19 protein-coding genes are annotated in these 17810 nt (G+C 45.6%); 6 read left to right on the plus strand and 13 right to left on the minus strand.

Annotated features, from left to right (window positions below; genetic code table 11):
• Window positions 1-69: 69 nt before the first annotated feature.
• From bamB to KFE26_RS16855, 7 genes are all read right to left on the minus strand, one after another.
• Window positions 70-1257: an outer membrane protein assembly factor BamB gene (bamB, locus tag KFE26_RS16825; RefSeq protein ID WP_028761250.1), complete on the minus strand. Its 1188-nt coding sequence runs from the start codon at window positions 1255-1257 to the stop codon at window positions 70-72.
• Between the two features lie 11 nt (window positions 1258-1268).
• Complete coding sequence (locus KFE26_RS16830; protein ID WP_212601107.1) at window positions 1269-1889, minus strand: tetratricopeptide repeat protein; 621 nt, start codon at window positions 1887-1889, stop codon at window positions 1269-1271.
• Between the two features lie 13 nt (window positions 1890-1902).
• Window positions 1903-3180 (minus strand): histidine--tRNA ligase, encoded by a 1278-nt coding sequence (gene hisS, locus KFE26_RS16835; protein WP_028761252.1) that lies wholly within the window; start codon window positions 3178-3180, stop codon window positions 1903-1905.
• 144 nt (window positions 3181-3324) lie between these two features.
• The gene (ispG, locus tag KFE26_RS16840; RefSeq protein WP_105251894.1) at window positions 3325-4440 is read right to left on the minus strand and encodes a flavodoxin-dependent (E)-4-hydroxy-3-methylbut-2-enyl-diphosphate synthase; all 1116 of its coding nucleotides are present in this window, start codon (window positions 4438-4440) and stop codon (window positions 3325-3327) included.
• Between the two features lie 48 nt (window positions 4441-4488).
• Entirely contained in the window at window positions 4489-5559 is a 1071-nt protein-coding gene (locus KFE26_RS16845; RefSeq protein ID WP_212601108.1) for a RodZ domain-containing protein, read from the minus strand.
• Complete coding sequence (gene pilW, locus KFE26_RS16850) at window positions 5556-6344, minus strand: type IV pilus biogenesis/stability protein PilW (RefSeq protein ID WP_028761255.1); 789 nt, start codon at window positions 6342-6344, stop codon at window positions 5556-5558. Before pilW ends, KFE26_RS16845 begins: the two co-directional genes overlap by 4 nt.
• Before the next feature lie 32 nt (window positions 6345-6376).
• Window positions 6377-7498: a bifunctional tRNA (adenosine(37)-C2)-methyltransferase TrmG/ribosomal RNA large subunit methyltransferase RlmN gene (locus KFE26_RS16855; RefSeq protein WP_028761256.1), complete on the minus strand. Its 1122-nt coding sequence runs from the start codon at window positions 7496-7498 to the stop codon at window positions 6377-6379.
• A 151-nt stretch (window positions 7499-7649) separates the two neighbouring features.
• Between KFE26_RS16855 and KFE26_RS16860 the strand changes: the two genes are divergently transcribed.
• Complete coding sequence (locus KFE26_RS16860; protein WP_028761257.1) at window positions 7650-8741, plus strand: CNNM domain-containing protein; 1092 nt, start codon at window positions 7650-7652, stop codon at window positions 8739-8741.
• Between the two features lie 144 nt (window positions 8742-8885).
• Entirely contained in the window at window positions 8886-10631 is a 1746-nt protein-coding gene (locus KFE26_RS16865; protein ID WP_212601109.1) for a bifunctional UDP-sugar hydrolase/5'-nucleotidase, read from the plus strand.
• Window positions 10632-10715: 84 nt separating this feature from the next.
• Here the strand turns inward: KFE26_RS16865 and KFE26_RS16870 are convergent, their stop codons facing one another.
• Window positions 10716-11609, minus strand: coding sequence for a LysR substrate-binding domain-containing protein (locus KFE26_RS16870; protein ID WP_212601110.1), 894 nt, complete (start codon window positions 11607-11609; stop codon window positions 10716-10718).
• Window positions 11610-11792: 183 nt separating this feature from the next.
• Here KFE26_RS16870 and KFE26_RS16875 point away from each other — a divergent pair, with 183 nt between their 5' ends.
• Window positions 11793-12236, plus strand: a complete 444-nt coding sequence (locus KFE26_RS16875; protein WP_212601111.1) for a DoxX family protein — start codon at window positions 11793-11795, stop codon at window positions 12234-12236.
• Window positions 12237-12249: 13 nt separating this feature from the next.
• The gene (locus KFE26_RS16880) at window positions 12250-12960 is read left to right on the plus strand and encodes a pirin family protein (protein WP_212601112.1); all 711 of its coding nucleotides are present in this window, start codon (window positions 12250-12252) and stop codon (window positions 12958-12960) included.
• 244 nt (window positions 12961-13204) lie between these two features.
• On the opposite strand, the gene KFE26_RS16885 is transcribed toward KFE26_RS16880, so the two are convergent.
• The 5 genes from KFE26_RS16885 to KFE26_RS16905 form a co-directional block, all read right to left on the minus strand.
• Window positions 13205-13729 carry a GNAT family N-acetyltransferase gene (locus tag KFE26_RS16885; RefSeq protein ID WP_212601113.1) on the minus strand — a complete coding sequence of 175 codons (525 nt, stop codon included), beginning with the start codon at window positions 13727-13729 and terminating at the stop codon, window positions 13205-13207.
• A 166-nt stretch (window positions 13730-13895) separates the two neighbouring features.
• Window positions 13896-14417, minus strand: a complete 522-nt coding sequence (locus KFE26_RS16890; protein ID WP_212601114.1) for a GNAT family N-acetyltransferase — start codon at window positions 14415-14417, stop codon at window positions 13896-13898.
• A gap of 186 nt (window positions 14418-14603) precedes the next feature.
• On the minus strand, window positions 14604-14906 hold the full coding sequence (locus KFE26_RS16895) for a hypothetical protein (protein WP_006082493.1): 303 nt from the start codon (window positions 14904-14906) through the stop codon (window positions 14604-14606).
• Window positions 14907-15031: 125 nt separating this feature from the next.
• Window positions 15032-15241, minus strand: a complete 210-nt coding sequence (locus KFE26_RS16900) for a DUF3820 family protein (protein WP_006082494.1) — start codon at window positions 15239-15241, stop codon at window positions 15032-15034.
• Window positions 15242-15392: 151 nt separating this feature from the next.
• Window positions 15393-15863, minus strand: a complete 471-nt coding sequence (locus KFE26_RS16905; RefSeq protein ID WP_105251887.1) for a GNAT family N-acetyltransferase — start codon at window positions 15861-15863, stop codon at window positions 15393-15395.
• Between the two features lie 526 nt (window positions 15864-16389).
• On the opposite strand from KFE26_RS16905, the gene KFE26_RS16910 reads away from it, so the two are divergent.
• A complete protein-coding gene (locus KFE26_RS16910; RefSeq protein ID WP_113939432.1) occupies window positions 16390-17196 on the plus strand; it encodes an AAA family ATPase in 807 nt (268 codons plus the stop codon).
• Window positions 17156-17602, plus strand: coding sequence for a CopG family transcriptional regulator (locus tag KFE26_RS16915; protein WP_212601115.1), 447 nt, complete (start codon window positions 17156-17158; stop codon window positions 17600-17602). Before KFE26_RS16910 ends, KFE26_RS16915 begins: the two co-directional genes overlap by 41 nt.
• Window positions 17603-17810: the final 208 nt, after the last annotated feature.

Here is a 17810-nt window from a genome sequence, read left to right on the forward strand (position 1 = left end):
CTAAAAAACTTTTCAATAAAAAGCCCCCGGAACACACTTCCAGGGGCTCAGCAAGGATAACACTTTTAACTATGGAAGTGTTACAACAGCCAACTTTCCGCTGCGACCTTGAACATAGATTTTATCATCCACCACTAACGGCTGGCTGTATAATCCTGAGCTGTCCACTTGGACACGACCCACAATCGTCCCTGTACTGCGATCGATGAAGTGTAAATAACCTTCGAAATCACCCACAACTAAATAGTCTTTATACACAGCAGGAGATGTCAGAGTGCGGTTAGCTAACTCAGAATTACTCCACAGTTCCAAACCGTTACGTTTATCAACTGAGTAGATACGGCTGTGATCGTCAACTAAGTACAAGCTTAGGCCCGCTGATGCTAACTCGTTAAAGCTAGAATACTTACGTGTCCACACAACTCGACCCGTGCGCAGTTCCATCGACACTAAGTTACCGTTGTAGCTCACCGCATATAAATTGTCGCCAAGGATCAAGGGGGTCATATCCACGTCGGCCATACGCGTAAACTCGTTACCGCCCGTTGGATTGTAAATCGCCTGTTCCCACGCAGCTTGACCATTGTTTTTAATCACAACAGCCACTTTGCCATCGGCGGTACCTATGAAGAAACCACCCGCTTCGTAAGCTGCAGAACCTGTACCGCGCAGGGTCAGATTCGGCAATTGCATTTCATACACCCACAGCTTAGCGCCAGTATCAACGTTAAACGCTTCGAGTGAACCAGAGCTGGTACTGACCACCACGACGTCATCGGCCACAGTGGGAGCAGACAGTAATTCACCGCCCGCAACGACATGCCATAACACTTGACCATCTTCAGCGTTCAGTGCAGCAAGCAGCCCACTTTCACCACCTAAAAAGACTTTATTACGCGCAGCAGTCACACCAGCAGCAATACGCGCACCTTTATTTTTAGCTAAAGCGTTATCACGAAACTCTTCGCTGAAATCTTTAGTCCAAACGCGCTCGCCAGTGGCCTCATCGAAGGCAACCACTTCACCATAACGGTCGGCGGCAAAAATTTTTCCATAACTAACGGCGGGGGCGAGGCGAGAATAATAATCACCAACACCATTGCCGACAGAGGTGCTCCAACTCACTTCAGGAAACACTGTCGCCTGAATGGCAGTTAACTCACTTACCGGTTCTTCTTCGACATCGCTCGACGAACAGGCGGATAACATGGCCAGACTTAATCCAGCGGCTAGCAGGTTTTTGCACCAAGACTTCATCAAGGGATCCCTTATGCCTGATTTAGGCTATCAAGTTTGATTTTAAGCGCAGGGCTTGTCACCACACCACCATTGTCCATGGCAGCTTGATAAGCTGTTTTTGCCTTCTCAACTTCACCTTGACGAACTAATAAATCACCTTTCAACTCATCGCGCTGAGCAAAGAAAGCTTTATCTGTTACTTGATCTAAGGTCGCTAGAGCTGCATCAATTTGACCTTGCTCTGCTTGTACTCGTGCTAAACGCAAAGTCGCAATCACATCTAAACCAGCACCGGGTTTAGCCGCAATCACCTTGTTCAAAGCATCAATCGCTTTTGGATAATCCTTCGCTTCTACCGCAGTTTTGGCCACAATCAGTTCTAACAAGGCTTGATAGCCCTTTTGATCGTGATTTTTAGAAAACTCGGCGACACCCGCAAGCATTGCGGCTTCATCGGCAGATTTAGTGGTCAAATTTTGGAACGCTTTTGAAGCTTCTTCCGCTTGCGCCACTTTAACGTCAGAATAATAATTCCACGCATATAAGCCGCCTAAACCCACTACGGCACCGATTAAAATTGAATTTCCGTAATCTTTCCAGAACTGCTTGATAGCATCAACTTGTTGTTCTTCTGTGCTATAAATTTCCACGCGCACGTCCCCTTTATTTGATCAGTTCAGCCAAAAATGCGCCTAAGGCACTTCGAGCTACCCGTTGTTGTTCGATGTCATTGCGTAAATGTTTAACCGTAACCATACCTTCGGCAAGTTCATCTTCACCTATTAGTAGTGCCACACTCGCACCGCTTTTGTCGGCACGCTTCATTTGTTTCTTCACGTTACCGCCGCCACAGTGACTCATCACTTTAAGGTTTGGCAGTGCGTTACGTAATTCCTGCGCGACCTTGATGGCTTCAACCAGACAGCTATCACCCATGGCCGTGACATACACATCCACTTCTGGCGGAATATCTTTGGTCAGCTCTAAGGTTTCAAGCAGCAAGACAATGCGCTCTAAGCCCATAGCAAAACCGACCGCTGGAGTATCTTTACCACCTAACTGGGCGACTAAACCATCGTAGCGACCACCCGCAAGTACAGTACCTTGTGAGCCTAAACTAGATGTAACCCATTCAAATACAGTACGATTATAGTAATCTAAACCACGTACTAGACGCGGATTAATGGTGTATTTGATACCCACTGCGTCAAGTAGTTCACGTAATTGTGAAAAATGTGTCTTCGATTCTTCACCGAGAAAATCCATTAACTCTGGTGCATCAACCAATATGGCTTGGACATTTTGATCTTTTGAATCCAATACTCGCAGCGGATTGCTGTACATGCGACGCTTACTGTCTTCATCGAGCGCATCTTTATGCAGCTCTAAAAACGCTATTAAGGCATCACGATAAACAGCGCGCTCAGCAGGATCACCTAAGGTATTTAGCTCTAACGAGACGTGCTCGCTAATACCGAGTTTTTCCCACAGACGTGCCGATAGCATTAGGACTTCAGCATCAATATCAGCCGAGCCAATGCCATACACTTCAACGCCAAATTGGTTAAACTGACGATAACGGCCTTTTTGTGGGCGTTCGTGGCGGAACATAGGACCCATATACCAAAGACGTTGCTCTTGGTTATATAGCAGACCGTTTTCGTTACCTGCACGCACTGTCGACGCGGTACCTTCTGGGCGCAGCGTTAAGCTATCACCGTTATTATCTGCGAAGGTATACATTTCTTTTTCAACAATATCAGTTACTTCACCGATAGAGCGTTTAAAAAGATCGGTATTTTCCACTATTGGAGTGCGGATTTCGCTGTAACCGTAAGCACTGACGCTCGAACGTAGTACCGCTTCCACTTTTTGCCATAGAGGACTTTGAGTTGGCAGAATGTCATTCATTCCGCGAATCGCTTGGATCTGTTTTGCCACTGTATCGACTCGTCCGATTTCGCTAAATTAATAAAAATGTCACGCATTATAGGCTTTTGAGCGTAAAACGTAAAACGACCCCGTCGGTTTCGGGGCCTAGCTCAACATCATTAGGCGTAATCTATGCCCAAATGCGGGTACATATTACTCAGTTGTGTCTTTGATTTGAATACGGTTCGCCATTTGACTGGCTTTTGCGCGAATTTTCGCTTCGAGGGAATCGACAATGTTGTCGTTGTCAAAACGTTCTTTTTGACGTTCACCCTCATCATAGTAACCGCTCTTATTGTGCCCACCCGTTAAACCGATGTGCGACACTAAGGCTTCACCTGGGCCGTTAACTACGCAGCCGATAATAGACACATCCATGGCGGTAGTCACGTCTTCGAGGCGACGCTCTAACTCATTGACTGTACTGATCACATCGAACTCTTGACGAGAACAAGATGGACAGGCAATGAAATTAATGCCACGGCTACGAATACGCAGCGACTTTAAAATGTCAAAACCGACTTTGATTTCTTCGACCGGATCAGCGGCCAAGGAAATACGTAGGGTATCACCTATGCCTTCAGCCAATAACATGCCTAAGCCTACGGCCGATTTCACTGAACCCGCGCGCGCGCCACCAGCTTCGGTAATGCCTAAATGCAGGGGTTGGCGAATTTGTTTTGCTAATAAACGGTAGGATTCGACCGCTAAAAATACATCGGAGGCTTTAACGCTGACCTTGAACTGATCAAAGTTCAATCTGTCCAGAATATCCACATGGCGCATAGCTGATTCGAGTAAGGCTTCAGGTGTGGGTTCTTTGTACTTGTCCATTAGATCTTTTTCTAATGACCCACCATTCACACCAATACGGATGGGAATATTATGGTCACGGGCACATTCCACCACGCTACGAATACGCTCTTCATTGCCTATATTACCCGGATTGATTCGAAGACAATCGACACCGTACTCGGCAACTTTTAAAGCAATGCGATAATCAAAATGAATGTCGGCCACTAAAGGAACATTGACCGCTTGCTTAATGAGTTTAAAGGCTTCAGCCGCATCCATAGTGGGTACAGAGATACGCACTATATCGGCACCGACTTTCTCTAAGGCACGAATTTGAGCAATTGTCGCTTCAACATCTGTGGTCTTAGTATTGGTCATTGACTGAACAGCAATCGGCGCCCCATCACCAATCGGTACATTACCCACATAAATGCGAGTGGAAGGACGTCTTTTTATGGGAGTTTCATTATACATGCTTAATACGCTCTATTTCGGTACGTGCTGCAGATCATTACGCGGTCGTTAGGCTTTAGGCAAGGTTAAACGCGCGACTCGTCCCTTGGGGAAATCCGCTAGGCTAACAATTTGTCCATCTAAGCTTAAAGTCGCTACATGGGGCGCACCTAAAATAACTTTAAACGGCGGTACACCGCTCACTTGCACTGTTGCGCCAGCGCCTTTAACACCATCGACTAACGCTTTACCTTTAGCATCAACAATGTTTATCCAGCAATCACCCGTCAACTGGACATCTATAATCGATTGTCCTGCAACAGCAACCAAAGTACTTGCTGCAGTGGCAGTGGTCGTTAATGTTGTGGTCGGTGAAGGCGTTGCACTAACAGGCTGTTGGACTACAGGAGCTGTAGCTTGCGGAACCGATGGCGTTGTCGTAGTGGCTGCGATTGCTGAACCACCATCTTCATTACTCGTATCAACGGTCTGAGGATAATTATTGTCCGTTGGTCCTGTGCTGACATCAATAGTGCTTGCATCAGTATCTTTAATTGGACCATCGATAGACATTGAGCCGTTTGCGGCAATCTCAGTCAAACGAGGACTGGCATCCGTTTCGGTCAATAACACATCACCTGGCAGCGTCTGATTCGCTGCTGCGACCTCTTCAGCAGTGGGTTGCGACACATCAATAGTGCTTAGCAAGGTCGTTTTTTGCATCCACCAGACGACTAACGAACCGAGTAACACTATGACGATAAAAATACTCAGCCAAGTTAAACGTGTATCGCGAGCTTGATATGTGGTTTTGCGTGAAAAACTTTGCATTGCAGGCTCAGTCACAACTGGCACTTGCTGCACAAGACAAGCTTCAATCAAAGCCGCATCGGCACTGACCATACGCGCGTAGTTTTTCACATAGCCACGTACATAAGTCGATGAGGCTATATTCGTAAAATTGTCAGCTTCAATATCTTCAATAATACGAGGACGTAGATGCAGCTTTACAGCGGCATCTTGAATACTAATGCCCATTTTTTCGCGGGCGGCTTTTAATAAAGTACCAAGCGTGACATCTAGCGCGACTGATTGCGGTGCTACCGACTCAACTGGCGCATTGGTTTCATGATCTTTCATTGATGCAAATTAACTCTGTATTGCTTGGCCTGAGGTGATGCTGGGAATTTGGCAAGCAATAAAATACCAAATCTCTTCACAGCGGCATCATCATTCACTGCCTGCTCTATTTTGATCCCGAGCGCTAAACTTTCTGGAGTTTGCTCAGCCACTTGGTGATAGCGCGCTAATTGGTTTCGCGCCTGAATAAAATCACCTTGATCGACTTCTAACTCTGCCAACTCCAGTAATGACACCGAGCGTCTCGGGTCATACTTTAACGCCATCTGAAAATACTGTCGTGCCTTTTCTGCTTGTCCTGCTTCGCGACTACAAAGACCTAAGTTCTCATAGCTTGAGGCAGTGCGCGTATATTTGGGCATTTCAATTGCGGCCAAAAACATTTTTTCAGCTTTGTTGTATTGCTTTTGTTGGCACAAAAACACCCCGAAATTATTCATGGAATCGCCAGAGGCGTCCTTAGTACTAATGGCATTCATGTACGACTCTTCGGTACGCACTAAATCGCCCACGGTTTGATAGTAATAAGCCAGAGCGGTATGCACATCTTCGAGCTCTGGAGCATATTCTAATGCTTTATCAAGATTGTATTTGGCTTGTTCCGTGCTACCTCGATTTAAATAGGTTAAACCGAGCTGCATCCGCTCTCTTGCGGCGGCGACTTTGTCTAACTTTCGTTCCGAAACAGGAATATCTGTCCCAGTATAAGTACGCTCAGTGACGCAGCCTGTCATCAATAATGACAGGCTTAAAATCAACGAAAACCTTGGCAATCCATGCTTCATGGGCAAGCCTATAAATCTGTGCAAACAAAGAGTTAATTCATTGTGACTGAAATCTGGTTTTCTTGCATGCGTTTTTTCGCTAAACGTTTCGTTCTGTCGCGAATATCACCAGCTAACTGACCGCAAGCGGCATCAATGTCATCACCACGGGTTTTACGTACAATGACAGTAAAACCGTATTCCATAAGAACCTTAGAAAAACGGTCGATACGTGAATTAGATGAGCGGCCATAAGGCGAGCCAGGATACGGATTAAATGGGATCAGATTCACCTTACAAGGTGTATCTTTCATTAACTTAGCTAACTCATGGGCTTGATCTGTGCTGTCGTTGATATGATCTAGCATCACATATTCAACTGTCACGCGGCCGCGGTTAGCATTTGATTTAGCAATATAGCGACGAATACCCGCTAAAAACTCATCCAGCGGATACTTTTTATTGATCGGGACCAGAATGTCACGCAACTCATCATTGGGTGCATGAATACTGACAGCAAGTGCCACATCGATGGCATCGCCCAGTTTATCTAACGCTGGCACTACGCCTGATGTTGATAAAGTCACGCGGCGCTTTGATAAACTAAAACCAAAATCATCGAGCATGATGTCCATCGCAGGGATCACATTGGCTAAATTGAGTAATGGCTCACCCATGCCCATCATCACGACGTTAGTGATCGGACGCTCGCCCGTGTCTTTTGCAAATCCTAAAAAGTGCGACACGCGCCAGATTTGGCCGACGATTTCAGAAACCGTTAAGTTACGGTTAAAACCTTGCTGACCCGTCGAGCAGAAAGTACATTCCAGCGCACAGCCAACCTGTGAAGATACACACAAGGTCGCACGATCATCCTCAGGAATATAAACCGTTTCCACTTCTTGGCCTTGGCCAACATTAATTGCAAATTTTATCGTACCATCGGTCGATTTTTGGAAACTCGAAATTTCTGGTGCAACGATCTCGCAGCGGGCCGCCAACTTTTGACGTAACACTTTGTTGATGTTGGTCATCTCTTCGAAGTCACTGACACCAAAATGATATAGCCATTTCATGAGCTGATCGGCACGAAAGGGTTTTTCACCCATTTCCGCAAATAATGCGCGCATCGCCTTACGATCAAGGTCTAATAAATTGATCTTCTTTTCACTCATATAGCTAACCTCAACACCAAAAACCGGATCCTGCAACAGGGCGGCGAATTATACAGACGCAAATAAATTTTAGCCAGTAACTCAATTCACCTATGATAGAATCTCCACGGGCTAATATTGGCCTAAAATACGGAGTTGTAATTCCACCTATATGTTAACCCTCATCATTATAGTGCTTGTCGCTGTTGCTGTTTCTTTTCTGTGCAGTGTGTTCGAAGCTGTTCTGTTATCGGTTACCCCAAGTTATATCGCATCACTCGAACAAACTGACAGTGCCGCAGCCGCGCGCTTGCGTAGATTGAAAGAGAATGTCGAAGCCCCTTTGGTGTCAATCCTTACCCTAAATACTATCGCTCATACCGTCGGTGCCGCCGTTGCAGGTGCGCAAGCGGCTAAAGTATTTGGTGACGATATGTTAGGTGTTTTCTCGGGCGTATTAACCTTTATTATCCTGTTTTTCTCAGAAATCATTCCTAAATCATTGGGTGCAAACCATTGGCGTCGCCTCGCACCAAGTGTTTCTGTTGCCGTGCTGTGGATGAAGCGTACCACTAAACCGCTGATCTGGATGTCACAGCAAGTCACTCGCCTAATGGGCAAAGGTGATGAAGGCCACTACATACGCCAAGAGATGAGTGCTATGGCCAAAATTGGCCATGAATCCGGCGAGCTTGATGAGCAAGAGTCAAAAATTTTGACGCAAATGCTGAAGGTGCGAGATATGCCAGTCACGGCGATCATGACGCCGCGCACTGTGATGTTTTCTTTACCCATAGATCTCACCCAAAATGAGTTTGTGCGCCAATACCGCGACAAGCCTTTTACCCGAATTCCAGTTTACGACCAAGATCATGATGATGTGATTGGTTACATTACCCGCACCGATGTATTGCTAGCAGAGCGTTACACGCCAGAAGCACCGATTGGTGAACTTAAACGAAGTTTATTTGTGGTGCCTGAAACCGCAAAAATACTGCCACTTTTTGAGCGTATGATTAAACGTAACACCCAAATTGCGATGGTGGTCGACGAGTACGGCAGTAGCCAAGGTATCGTAACTCAAGAAGATATAATCGAATCTATGTTAGGATTAGAGATTGTCGATCTAAACGACCCCGCGACCGATATGCAGCAATTGGCACGTAAACTTTGGACTAAGCGCATGAAGCAAAAAGGCATTCGCCTATCCGATGACGGTGATTTTGAAGCCGCATCCGATGATGACGAAGCCAAATCCGGCTGAAGGCTAACCAAGTTTAGTGCTTGTTAATATAAAGGGAGCCTAGCTCCCTTTATTCTTTTAGAATGCAGATAACTCAGAACCCTCTGAAACTCGCATTTTCAGGTTGCTTGGGTATATACTCACCCGCCGTAATAGAGGTAAGTTATGACACAGAGCTACACACTCTCACTCGCGCACATTAATGACACCCATTCGAATTTTGAACCCTGCCGCGTCCAATTTAGCCTTAACATAGGCCAACATAAGCTAGATGTGACCAGCCATAGTGGTGGTTATGCCCGCATCGGCCATCACATCACAAAAGCGCGTCACACCGCTGCACAAACCAATACGCCTTTTATTTTCCTGCATGGTGGTGACAGCTTCCAGGGCACGCTATATTTCAGCCATTTTAAAGGTAAGGCCAACGCCCACTTACTCAATCTGTTAGCTCCTGATGCTATGGTCATTGGCAACCACGATATCGATGAAGGGAACGCCAGACTTGCCGAGTTTGCCAAGCAAATTGATTTCCCATTGCTTGCGGGCAATATGGATTTAAGCCAAGAAGATCTCAACAAACCCGGTTGTCTGCGAGGTTTGCCTAATATCTTGGATTATGATCATGAGCAAAAACACGCGAAATACCTGCTTAAGCCCTTCCACGATAAGACCTTAGCCATTGTCGGTATTACCTTAGATCAGATGAAAGAGATCGCTCGTCCCGATCCCGACACCCATTTTGTCGATGCTATCGCCACTACTGCGCGCACGGTTGAGCACCTTAAAAATCAAGGTATTAAGCATATTATCGTGCTCAGTCACTTAGGCTTAGATCAGGATAAACGCCTCGCGGCCGAAGTCGATGGTATTAGCCTTATCGTCGGCGGTCACACGCATACGCTACAGGGGGATTTTCGCGCCTTAGGTTTGAGCAACCTGCCCTACGGTGAAGTCATCAATAACACGCCCATAGTGCATGCGGGTAAGTATGCCGAAGTCGTCGGCTTAGCCGAGGTAGTATTTGACGCTGATGGGAAAGTGCTGAATTTAAAGGGCGGCAACTATTTCATGCTGGATCAACACTTTATCTTAAGTGCTAACACGGCCGTCGATAACCAAGATTACCAAGCTGTGCGCCAGCAGCTTAATCAGCATCCAAATATCTTTTGGGATGATGCCGATGCCGATATCGATGGCGTGATCCGAGATATCTATAAACCCGCTATCGCAGAGATGGAAAACAAAGTGTTAGCACTGGTGCCAAAAAACTTAGTCCATACCCGCTTACCCTCTAAAGCCCTGCCCCACGGCAGTGAAATAGCACCTTGGGTGAGTCGCAGCATGTTCCAAGAAGCTAAGCTTGTCGACCCTAGGGTGAACTTTGCTCTGCATAATGCTGGCGGTGTGCGCCAATCGGTGGCCCAAGGACAATTGACACTAGCCGATGTGATGGGGCAATTACTCCCCTTCGAATTACCATTAGTTAAGTATGAAATTCAAGGTCAATTCCTCTATCAAGCGCTCGAATCGGCGATTAACGCGGCAACCAACAACAGTGTCCGTGGCACAGGTGCAGGCAGCTTCCCCTACACTTACGGCCTACGGTATTACTACGATGGGCGACGCCCACTGGGTGAGCGTTTATTCAGACTAGAGATGATGCAGCAAGACAGCCAATCACTATGGTATCCCGTTGAACCTGAGTCACTTTACGTAGGAGTTTCAACATCTTATACCGCCGCTGGTAAAGAAGGTTATTCTCCATTGCTGCAAGCCCGCTGGCAGGAGTCGATGGAGTCACTGACTTTGCCACAGGCCTTTATTCGATTCTTGAATCGCTCACCGAATTTGTCTGATTTATTGTCACAGCATGTGCATTACACCAGCCACAGCCAACGTATAGGTTAGGCGCTATGATCCTCATGGCGTAAGCACTAATGCTGTGAGGAACAAAGTGAGTGGCTGCTTACAAAGCGCTAAACAAACCTGAGCTTAAAATTGCCAATCACATTGCGGTAAACGCGCAGTAAACCAATCCTGCGCCTTGCCTTCAGCATATTTACGCCATGCCATAAACACAGCTTGCGTTGGGCGCGGCATTTCCACATGACAAGCCACTAGGCTTCCCGCCGCCAACGCATCTAAGATCAAGTGCTTTGGAATGTAACCCACACCTAATCCCAATTGCTGCGCCTTAATTTTGGTCTGCATATTCGGCACACGGATCACTTGGCGACTATCAAATAAACCACTTGATCGCTGTGCTAAGGCGGTCGAACTATCTGCCACCACAATAGAAGGAAATTGCAACAATGCCTCGGTCGGAATTGGGCCAGCATGTTGCGCCAATGGGTGTGCGGGATTTAAAGCAAATACAAACTCCAACTCCCCAATTTCAACCACATGATATTGGCCTTTGGGCAACTCCCCTGTTACGCCGATGGCGATATCGGCACGACCAGAATAGAGCGCATCCCAGCCGCCACCTAAGGACTCTTCGCTGATATTCACAGTCACTTGCTTACCCAGCTCAGTAAACTCACCAATCAACTGCAGCAGGGGTAAATCCGGCACCACTGTATCTATGGCTAAGGTCAATGAAGACTCCCAGCCTGTCTCGAGTTGACGCACCGCCTCTTCGAGCCTTGATGTTGCCGCAAGGATTTCTCTGCCTTGGCGCAGCACAAGTTGACCGACTAAGGTCAGCTCGGTGCGCTGGCCCTTACGTTCAAATAATTTTGTACCTAAGTCGCTTTCTAGTTTCTGCACTGTGTAGGTCAGTGCCGACGGCACCCGAAACAAAGACTCGGCAGCAGCAGAAAAACTGCCTTTTTTATCAATAGCATCGAGCACGATTAATCCATCGAGACTAATAGATGGCAACATAAAAACCTCATGTTCAAATTATTTGAAGTAGACATTGAAAATGTTCCGATTTTCTTTGCCAAAGGTCAAGTCTACACTGCTTAGCAATGGAGAGGTTCTGCGGAACTGCAGCCAAACTGACTTAAGACTGAGTGAACAATACACTTAACTATTCGTTAAATAATTTGAAATGAGGAATATCCCATGAAAGCACTGATCACAAAAACACTCAAATCAGCCCCGAGTTTTGCCCCACTGGCACTGCGCATTCCTATCGGGATCATCTTAATCGCCCATGGTTCACAAAAACTGTTTGGCTGGTTTGGCGGTTACGGCTTAGAAGGCACCGGACAATGGATGGCATCCATTGGTTTGACACCAGGTTACTTAATGGCATTGACGGCAGGTTCAAGTGAATTCTTCGGCGGCGTGTTCCTGTTGCTCGGCCTGCTGACTCGCCCAACGGCCCTCGTCTTGTCATTCACTATGGTTGTGGCGATTTTCTCGGTACATATAGGCAACGGTCTGTTCCTTGCCAATAACGGTTACGAATTTGGTCTCGCCCTATTAGCAGCCACAGTCTCATTGACGGTGTCAGGTGCTGGCAAATTCGCTGTAGATAACCTATTCGCTAACCGCATCAAATAAAGGGGGAAGCAAGATGATCACATTAAGAAAAGCACAGGATCGCGGTCAAGCAGACTTAGGCTGGCTAAAGAGTCAACATACCTTCTCTTTCTCTAGCTACTATGACCCAGAGCACATGGGGATATCATCCCTAAGAGTCATCAACGATGACAGAGTGGCACCCGGCGCAGGTTTTGATACCCATGGTCATAAAGACATGGAGATCATCAGTTACGTGATATCCGGCACTATCGCTCACAAGGATAGCTTCGGCAATATCAAAACCTTACCCGCAGGAGAGTTTCAACTGATGTCCGCAGGTAAAGGCATTTACCACAGCGAGTTTAATGCCTCTAAAACCGAGCCGCTGCACTTTTTACAGATTTGGATCCGCCCAGATACTTTAGGCAAAGATGCGGGTTATCAGCAAAAGGCATTCGAGCAAAGCTCACCACTGACGGCCGTGGTGACACCAAACGGTGAAAATGGCACGCTCAAAGTGCAACAAGATGCGACCCTATATCGTTTAGTGTTGAGTGAAGGCGAAAAAGTAACGATGAGTAGAAACGCCGCTCAAGCAAATCGTCATCTGTATGTTCAATTGATTGAAGGTACGTTGGATATCAATGGCACAACACTCACGGCTGGGGACGGCGCACATCTGACACAACTCGCGAGTGTCGACTTTACTGCGACAAGCGGCCCAGTTACCGCATTAGTGTTCGACTTGTCGCCTAACGCGTAATACAAATGATTTAACAAAGCGATTCAGTAATTCAGCTTCACTATTTATTAATTATTAGTTATTAGCAAACTACCAAGCAAACGATTGAATAAGTGATTAGATGCCAGCTTGATAAGCACTCACCGAGAAGCACTGCCACAAGTCATCTTTGGCAGTGTTGTTTATTGGCGCTTCTATGGCGATGTGATAAAGCCGTGCTAACGGCCTCGTTTAGCTAACCAGATCAGCACCTTGATAAGCTGAGTTAGAGGGCGAGCGTCATGCTGAAGTTAACCAACACTTGAGCTTGGCCCTGTGCTTTATCCGTCGCATTCAAAAAACGCTTATGTTCATTACGACGAATACTGCGAAATCCCTGTTTCTCAAAAAAAGGCCGCGCGAGATAGGATGCTTCAACCGTTAATCGTTTCAGCGCTAAGATTTTAACTTCTTCAAACAACGCAAAATACAAAGAGGTAGCCACCCCAGAACGGGCATATTCTGGATGAACAAACAAACATTCCACTTCAGCAGCGGCTTCAACATCGCTGTCGGTGCCTATCTTAAGATTGATAAAACCCACCAGCATATTATCGGTTTCGGCAACCCAAATAGTGGTTCCCTGTAAGCGTTCAAGCCAATAACTCTCGCTGCGGGTCTCACCTTCGATATAAGCCCATGCTGAGCGCTCGGCGAAGGAGTAAAACTCACCAGAACCTTGCATTACACTCGCCTCAAAGATTGCCGCCAGCTGCGAGACATCCGATGGCGTAAATAGTCGAATCTTCATTCTCAGCCCTCCATCTTGAATCATTAATTGACTTAGATTAACCGAATTCTAATTTAAGCTAAACAGTGCTGATTTAGTTAAATAGTGTCACTAAACGGCGTTAAGCTAATGTTTTACTGTGGAATACCTTACATCACTTTCTAGCTGAAACCATAGTAAACGCACGTTAAATATTCTTTCCTATATTCTTTTCCATATAGAAACCTGGGATCACTTGCCCAAGTTTTTGCTGATAACTGCGCTGTATTTGAATAAATCCCATCCGAGTAAACAACCCTTTAGAGAGATAAGATGCGTCCAAGCTCAAGCGCACATAGCCTTGTGCCTTAGCCCAAGCTTCTAAAACAAGATAAGCGCGCTCACCTAATCCCTTACCTTGATAATCTGGATGTATATATAAGCTATCTAAGTAACCTTGACGGGGGAAATGGGTTTCGACATTGATAAAACCGCAACAAACTGAAGAAGCAGTCGCTTCATCTATGGCTAAAACCACCCACGCCTTCGAGCGACGTAACCGTAAATCCCAATGTTTAGCCGATCTTGGCGCCGCAGACCAAGCCATAAGCTGCGCCTGCGCATAACGAACATGGGTAATGCTGTGCACGCAAAGGTGAAATAACTCACTCACTTCACGTGCATAACATGACTGATAAGGCTGGATCTCGAACTGTTCAAACGCTATCACTTGAGTGATCCCCTGCTGAGTAATAACGGCTAGAAAAATAGCCGCTATTTTGCCGCCTTTGTCCCCATCGAGATAGTCACAAACTCAGATTTAGCGGCATTGAACGCTAAAAACAAAAACGGCCTCGAAAGTATCGAAGCCGTTGAATTACAGAGGCGCTCAGGTTAGCGCACTCGATACTGCTGACTATTTCTTATCGATTTGGCCAACAAATAACAGTTTATCAAAGGTGCGGTTCAAGGTTTTGCTGGTGAATTCGTTCATCCACATTTGCTCAACCACAGCCACTTTATCGCCTTTGCTCACTTCAGTTTGAGGACCCGCGGCCCAAAAAGTGGTATCAGCTTCTTTAATCTGTACGTAGGTGTAACCACCACCGTTCATCGTATCAACAACAGTACCTTCGTGGGTGACACCCTGAGCCCAAGCACTTGACATGCCTAACGCTAAAGTCGCTACTGCCGCTAATTTTACCCATTTTGCCATCATGCCTGCGTTCCTTTTGTTTTGCTAATATGCTGCATTAAAGCACGCTAAAAACAATAAATCGCTAATCTCTATCACGAAATACAACACTTATCGCAAAAGCAGTATTTTTCTTAAAAGAAGGGAACTCATTTCAACAGCGGTTTTAGCATGCCTTCTAAGCCATTAAGTTTGATTTCGTACATTAGCGCTAATTGCTCACCAAGTTTCCCCTGAGGAAAACCTTGCTTATGGAACCACACCAAATAAGGTTCGGGTAGTTCGAGCAACTTACGTCCAGCGTACTTACCAAAGGGCATTTTTTGATTAACAGCATCAATAAGGAGTTGCTGATCCATAGGTTGTTATCTCATACAGAACGTCACGATAATCCTACGGATGCTACAACATAAGCGAACGAATGTCGCCGTTAACTACGTAAAAGTAACTATATACCCAAGGGCTTAAATACGCGCTAGCTAACATCCAAAAGGCATTCTCACACGAATATTAAGCGATAATTTTTAACAGATTAGGCCCTAAGTTAGCGCAGGGAGCATACTGAAAACCATATTCACTACATAAGCGTTCATGCTCACCATGGGCGGTCATACTGACACAAGTTCCCGCACTCGCATGGTCATCAACAAAAGCCATCACCCGCTCAAGTATTATCTTTGCTAGCCCGTAGGATTGGTATTCGGGTAAGACAATAAAATCTTCAATCATCAAATGCCCGGGCTTGTTGCCATAAACACACGCCGTTGCCAATAGATTAGACTTAGCGGCCCCAGCGCCGGCATGCTCCAATTCAGTCTTGTCACTTAATCGAATAGAGACCCAGAACAATGCCTGTACATCCGCAAGTTCAACGCCAATAGAAGGGAGGCCAACTGTGGCCCGCAGATTAAGTAGTTCATGAAATAACGGTGCAGTTTCAACGAGTTCAAACTTAATAGGCATAATAGTTTTGATATCCATTTGGCATCCCTTCTCCATGGTTGAAATTTCAAGCGATTTAGACGTCAGTCTATAGAGATGATAAAGCCAGCATTTGGCAGTTTGATGACAAGTGCCTCACCAAACAAGACCACTTTCGACTGAGAAGCTGATAATTTACTCAGATCAGTTAATAACATTTAGAAATATAAAATTAACATTTGTACCGAGGAAGAAATAAAAAACTACACCCTAAGTCCTATGCACAGTTACCGATCACCACAAACAAACCTTTTAGCTGACGGATAACAGATAAAACAATGTAAAACCAATAAGATAACAAAAAAATTTCATAAATCCCTCGTTTCATCTTTTTTGTCAAATTAACGGCATATGACCAGATACTGACAGAAAAACGCCTACGACAATTTAATTAAAAAACGTCAAAAATCAGCCAATTGACCGAGATTAACATTAGGCTTACATTCGATTTCGGACATCAATGCGGATAGCTCCAAACACATCAACTCGCTGCACAAGGGTCATCAAAAGAATTAAGGAATGCGTCATGATAGTCTTAATCGGTGGAGAAAAAGGCGGCAGCGGTAAAAGTTGCTTGGCCCAAAATATAGCGGTATTTCTAACCACAGAATGTAACGCCTCGGTCATTATGGTGGACTGCGATCCCCAGCGCACTACCTCTGACTGGATCCATGCAAGAAACAACAATCCGCAACTGGCCAGCATCAATTGCGTGCAGCTTTACGGTAAGATCCGTAATGACTTACTCAGTCTTGAGCAACACTATGATGTCGTTCTCGTCGACTGCGGTGGTCAAGATAACCTAGCGCTACGAGCAACCATGTCAGTCGCCGCTTACATTTTAATGCCCTTAAGACCTAAGCGCCGTGATTTAAAAACTGTGTGTCACATGGACGATATCGTCGCGACGTGTAAGATGATTAATCCCAAGTTACGGGCTTCTTTTGTGATCACCCAATGTCCAAGTCTACCCAATCAAGCTAACCGAATTTTGGAGGCCAAAGAAGTCTGTAAAACCTATGATATCCATGTCCTTGACGCGATAACATATTGCCGCAATGTTTATGATGACAGTGAAGAATCAGGATTATCGGTAATTGAAATCGAGCCCATAGGAAAAGCAGCCGAAGAAATTCGAACTATCGCCTGCGAACTATTCCAAGTCGATTGTGCTACCAGCTTAGCCAATCTCCTACATCCCGCGATACACGCCCAGGGGGTGAGTCAAATGCATCATCATTTGACCCATCAAACTCAATCCACTCACACGACTACTCAACAAAGGGGGCAAAATGGGACTCAGCGATCTCAAGAAAAACGCTATGTCATCTAGCAGCTTACAGCACTCGCTTTCGTTAGATGAGTTTATTGAAGCGGCAAACTTGTACGCAATGGGACAAAGTCTGAATAAGATAAAAAGTAATCTAGATCATAAAGCAGATGCAACTGTCACAAAAACCACAGATATAACTGACATGGCGCGGAGCCATTCCAATGTGTTGAGCTTGCACAAACAAAGCCTAGAAACAAACGTATTATTCCCGGCAAAAGTAGAAACTAAAACACACTATCGCAAAGCAACATTTTCCCTCAGTGAAGCGGCTATAACCCATCTTGCTACACTGGCAGAAGAAAGCAGTATATCCAAATCAAAGCTGCTCCGACTCTTGATTGAACAACACTTCGATCTACCTATTGCTTTGAGGCAATTACGAGAACAACAACGCCAAAACCGTTAACGATTCGCACTACTCCCACCCTTTTCCGGTAACTTAGCTAAGATCGAGTTACCGACTTTTTGCTCAAAAAGTAAAAAACACAATAAAAATCATCATAAAATCGCGGCATAAGTTCTGATCCCACCTATCCTTAAATATACATAATGCTGAATTAATGATATTAACTCAGAGTCAAAACGTAACATTAAGGTGTTATTTTTGTTAAACC

The organism is Shewanella sp. M16 (assembly GCF_018224605.1).
Taxonomy (GTDB): Bacteria; Pseudomonadota; Gammaproteobacteria; order Enterobacterales; family Shewanellaceae; genus Shewanella; species Shewanella oncorhynchi.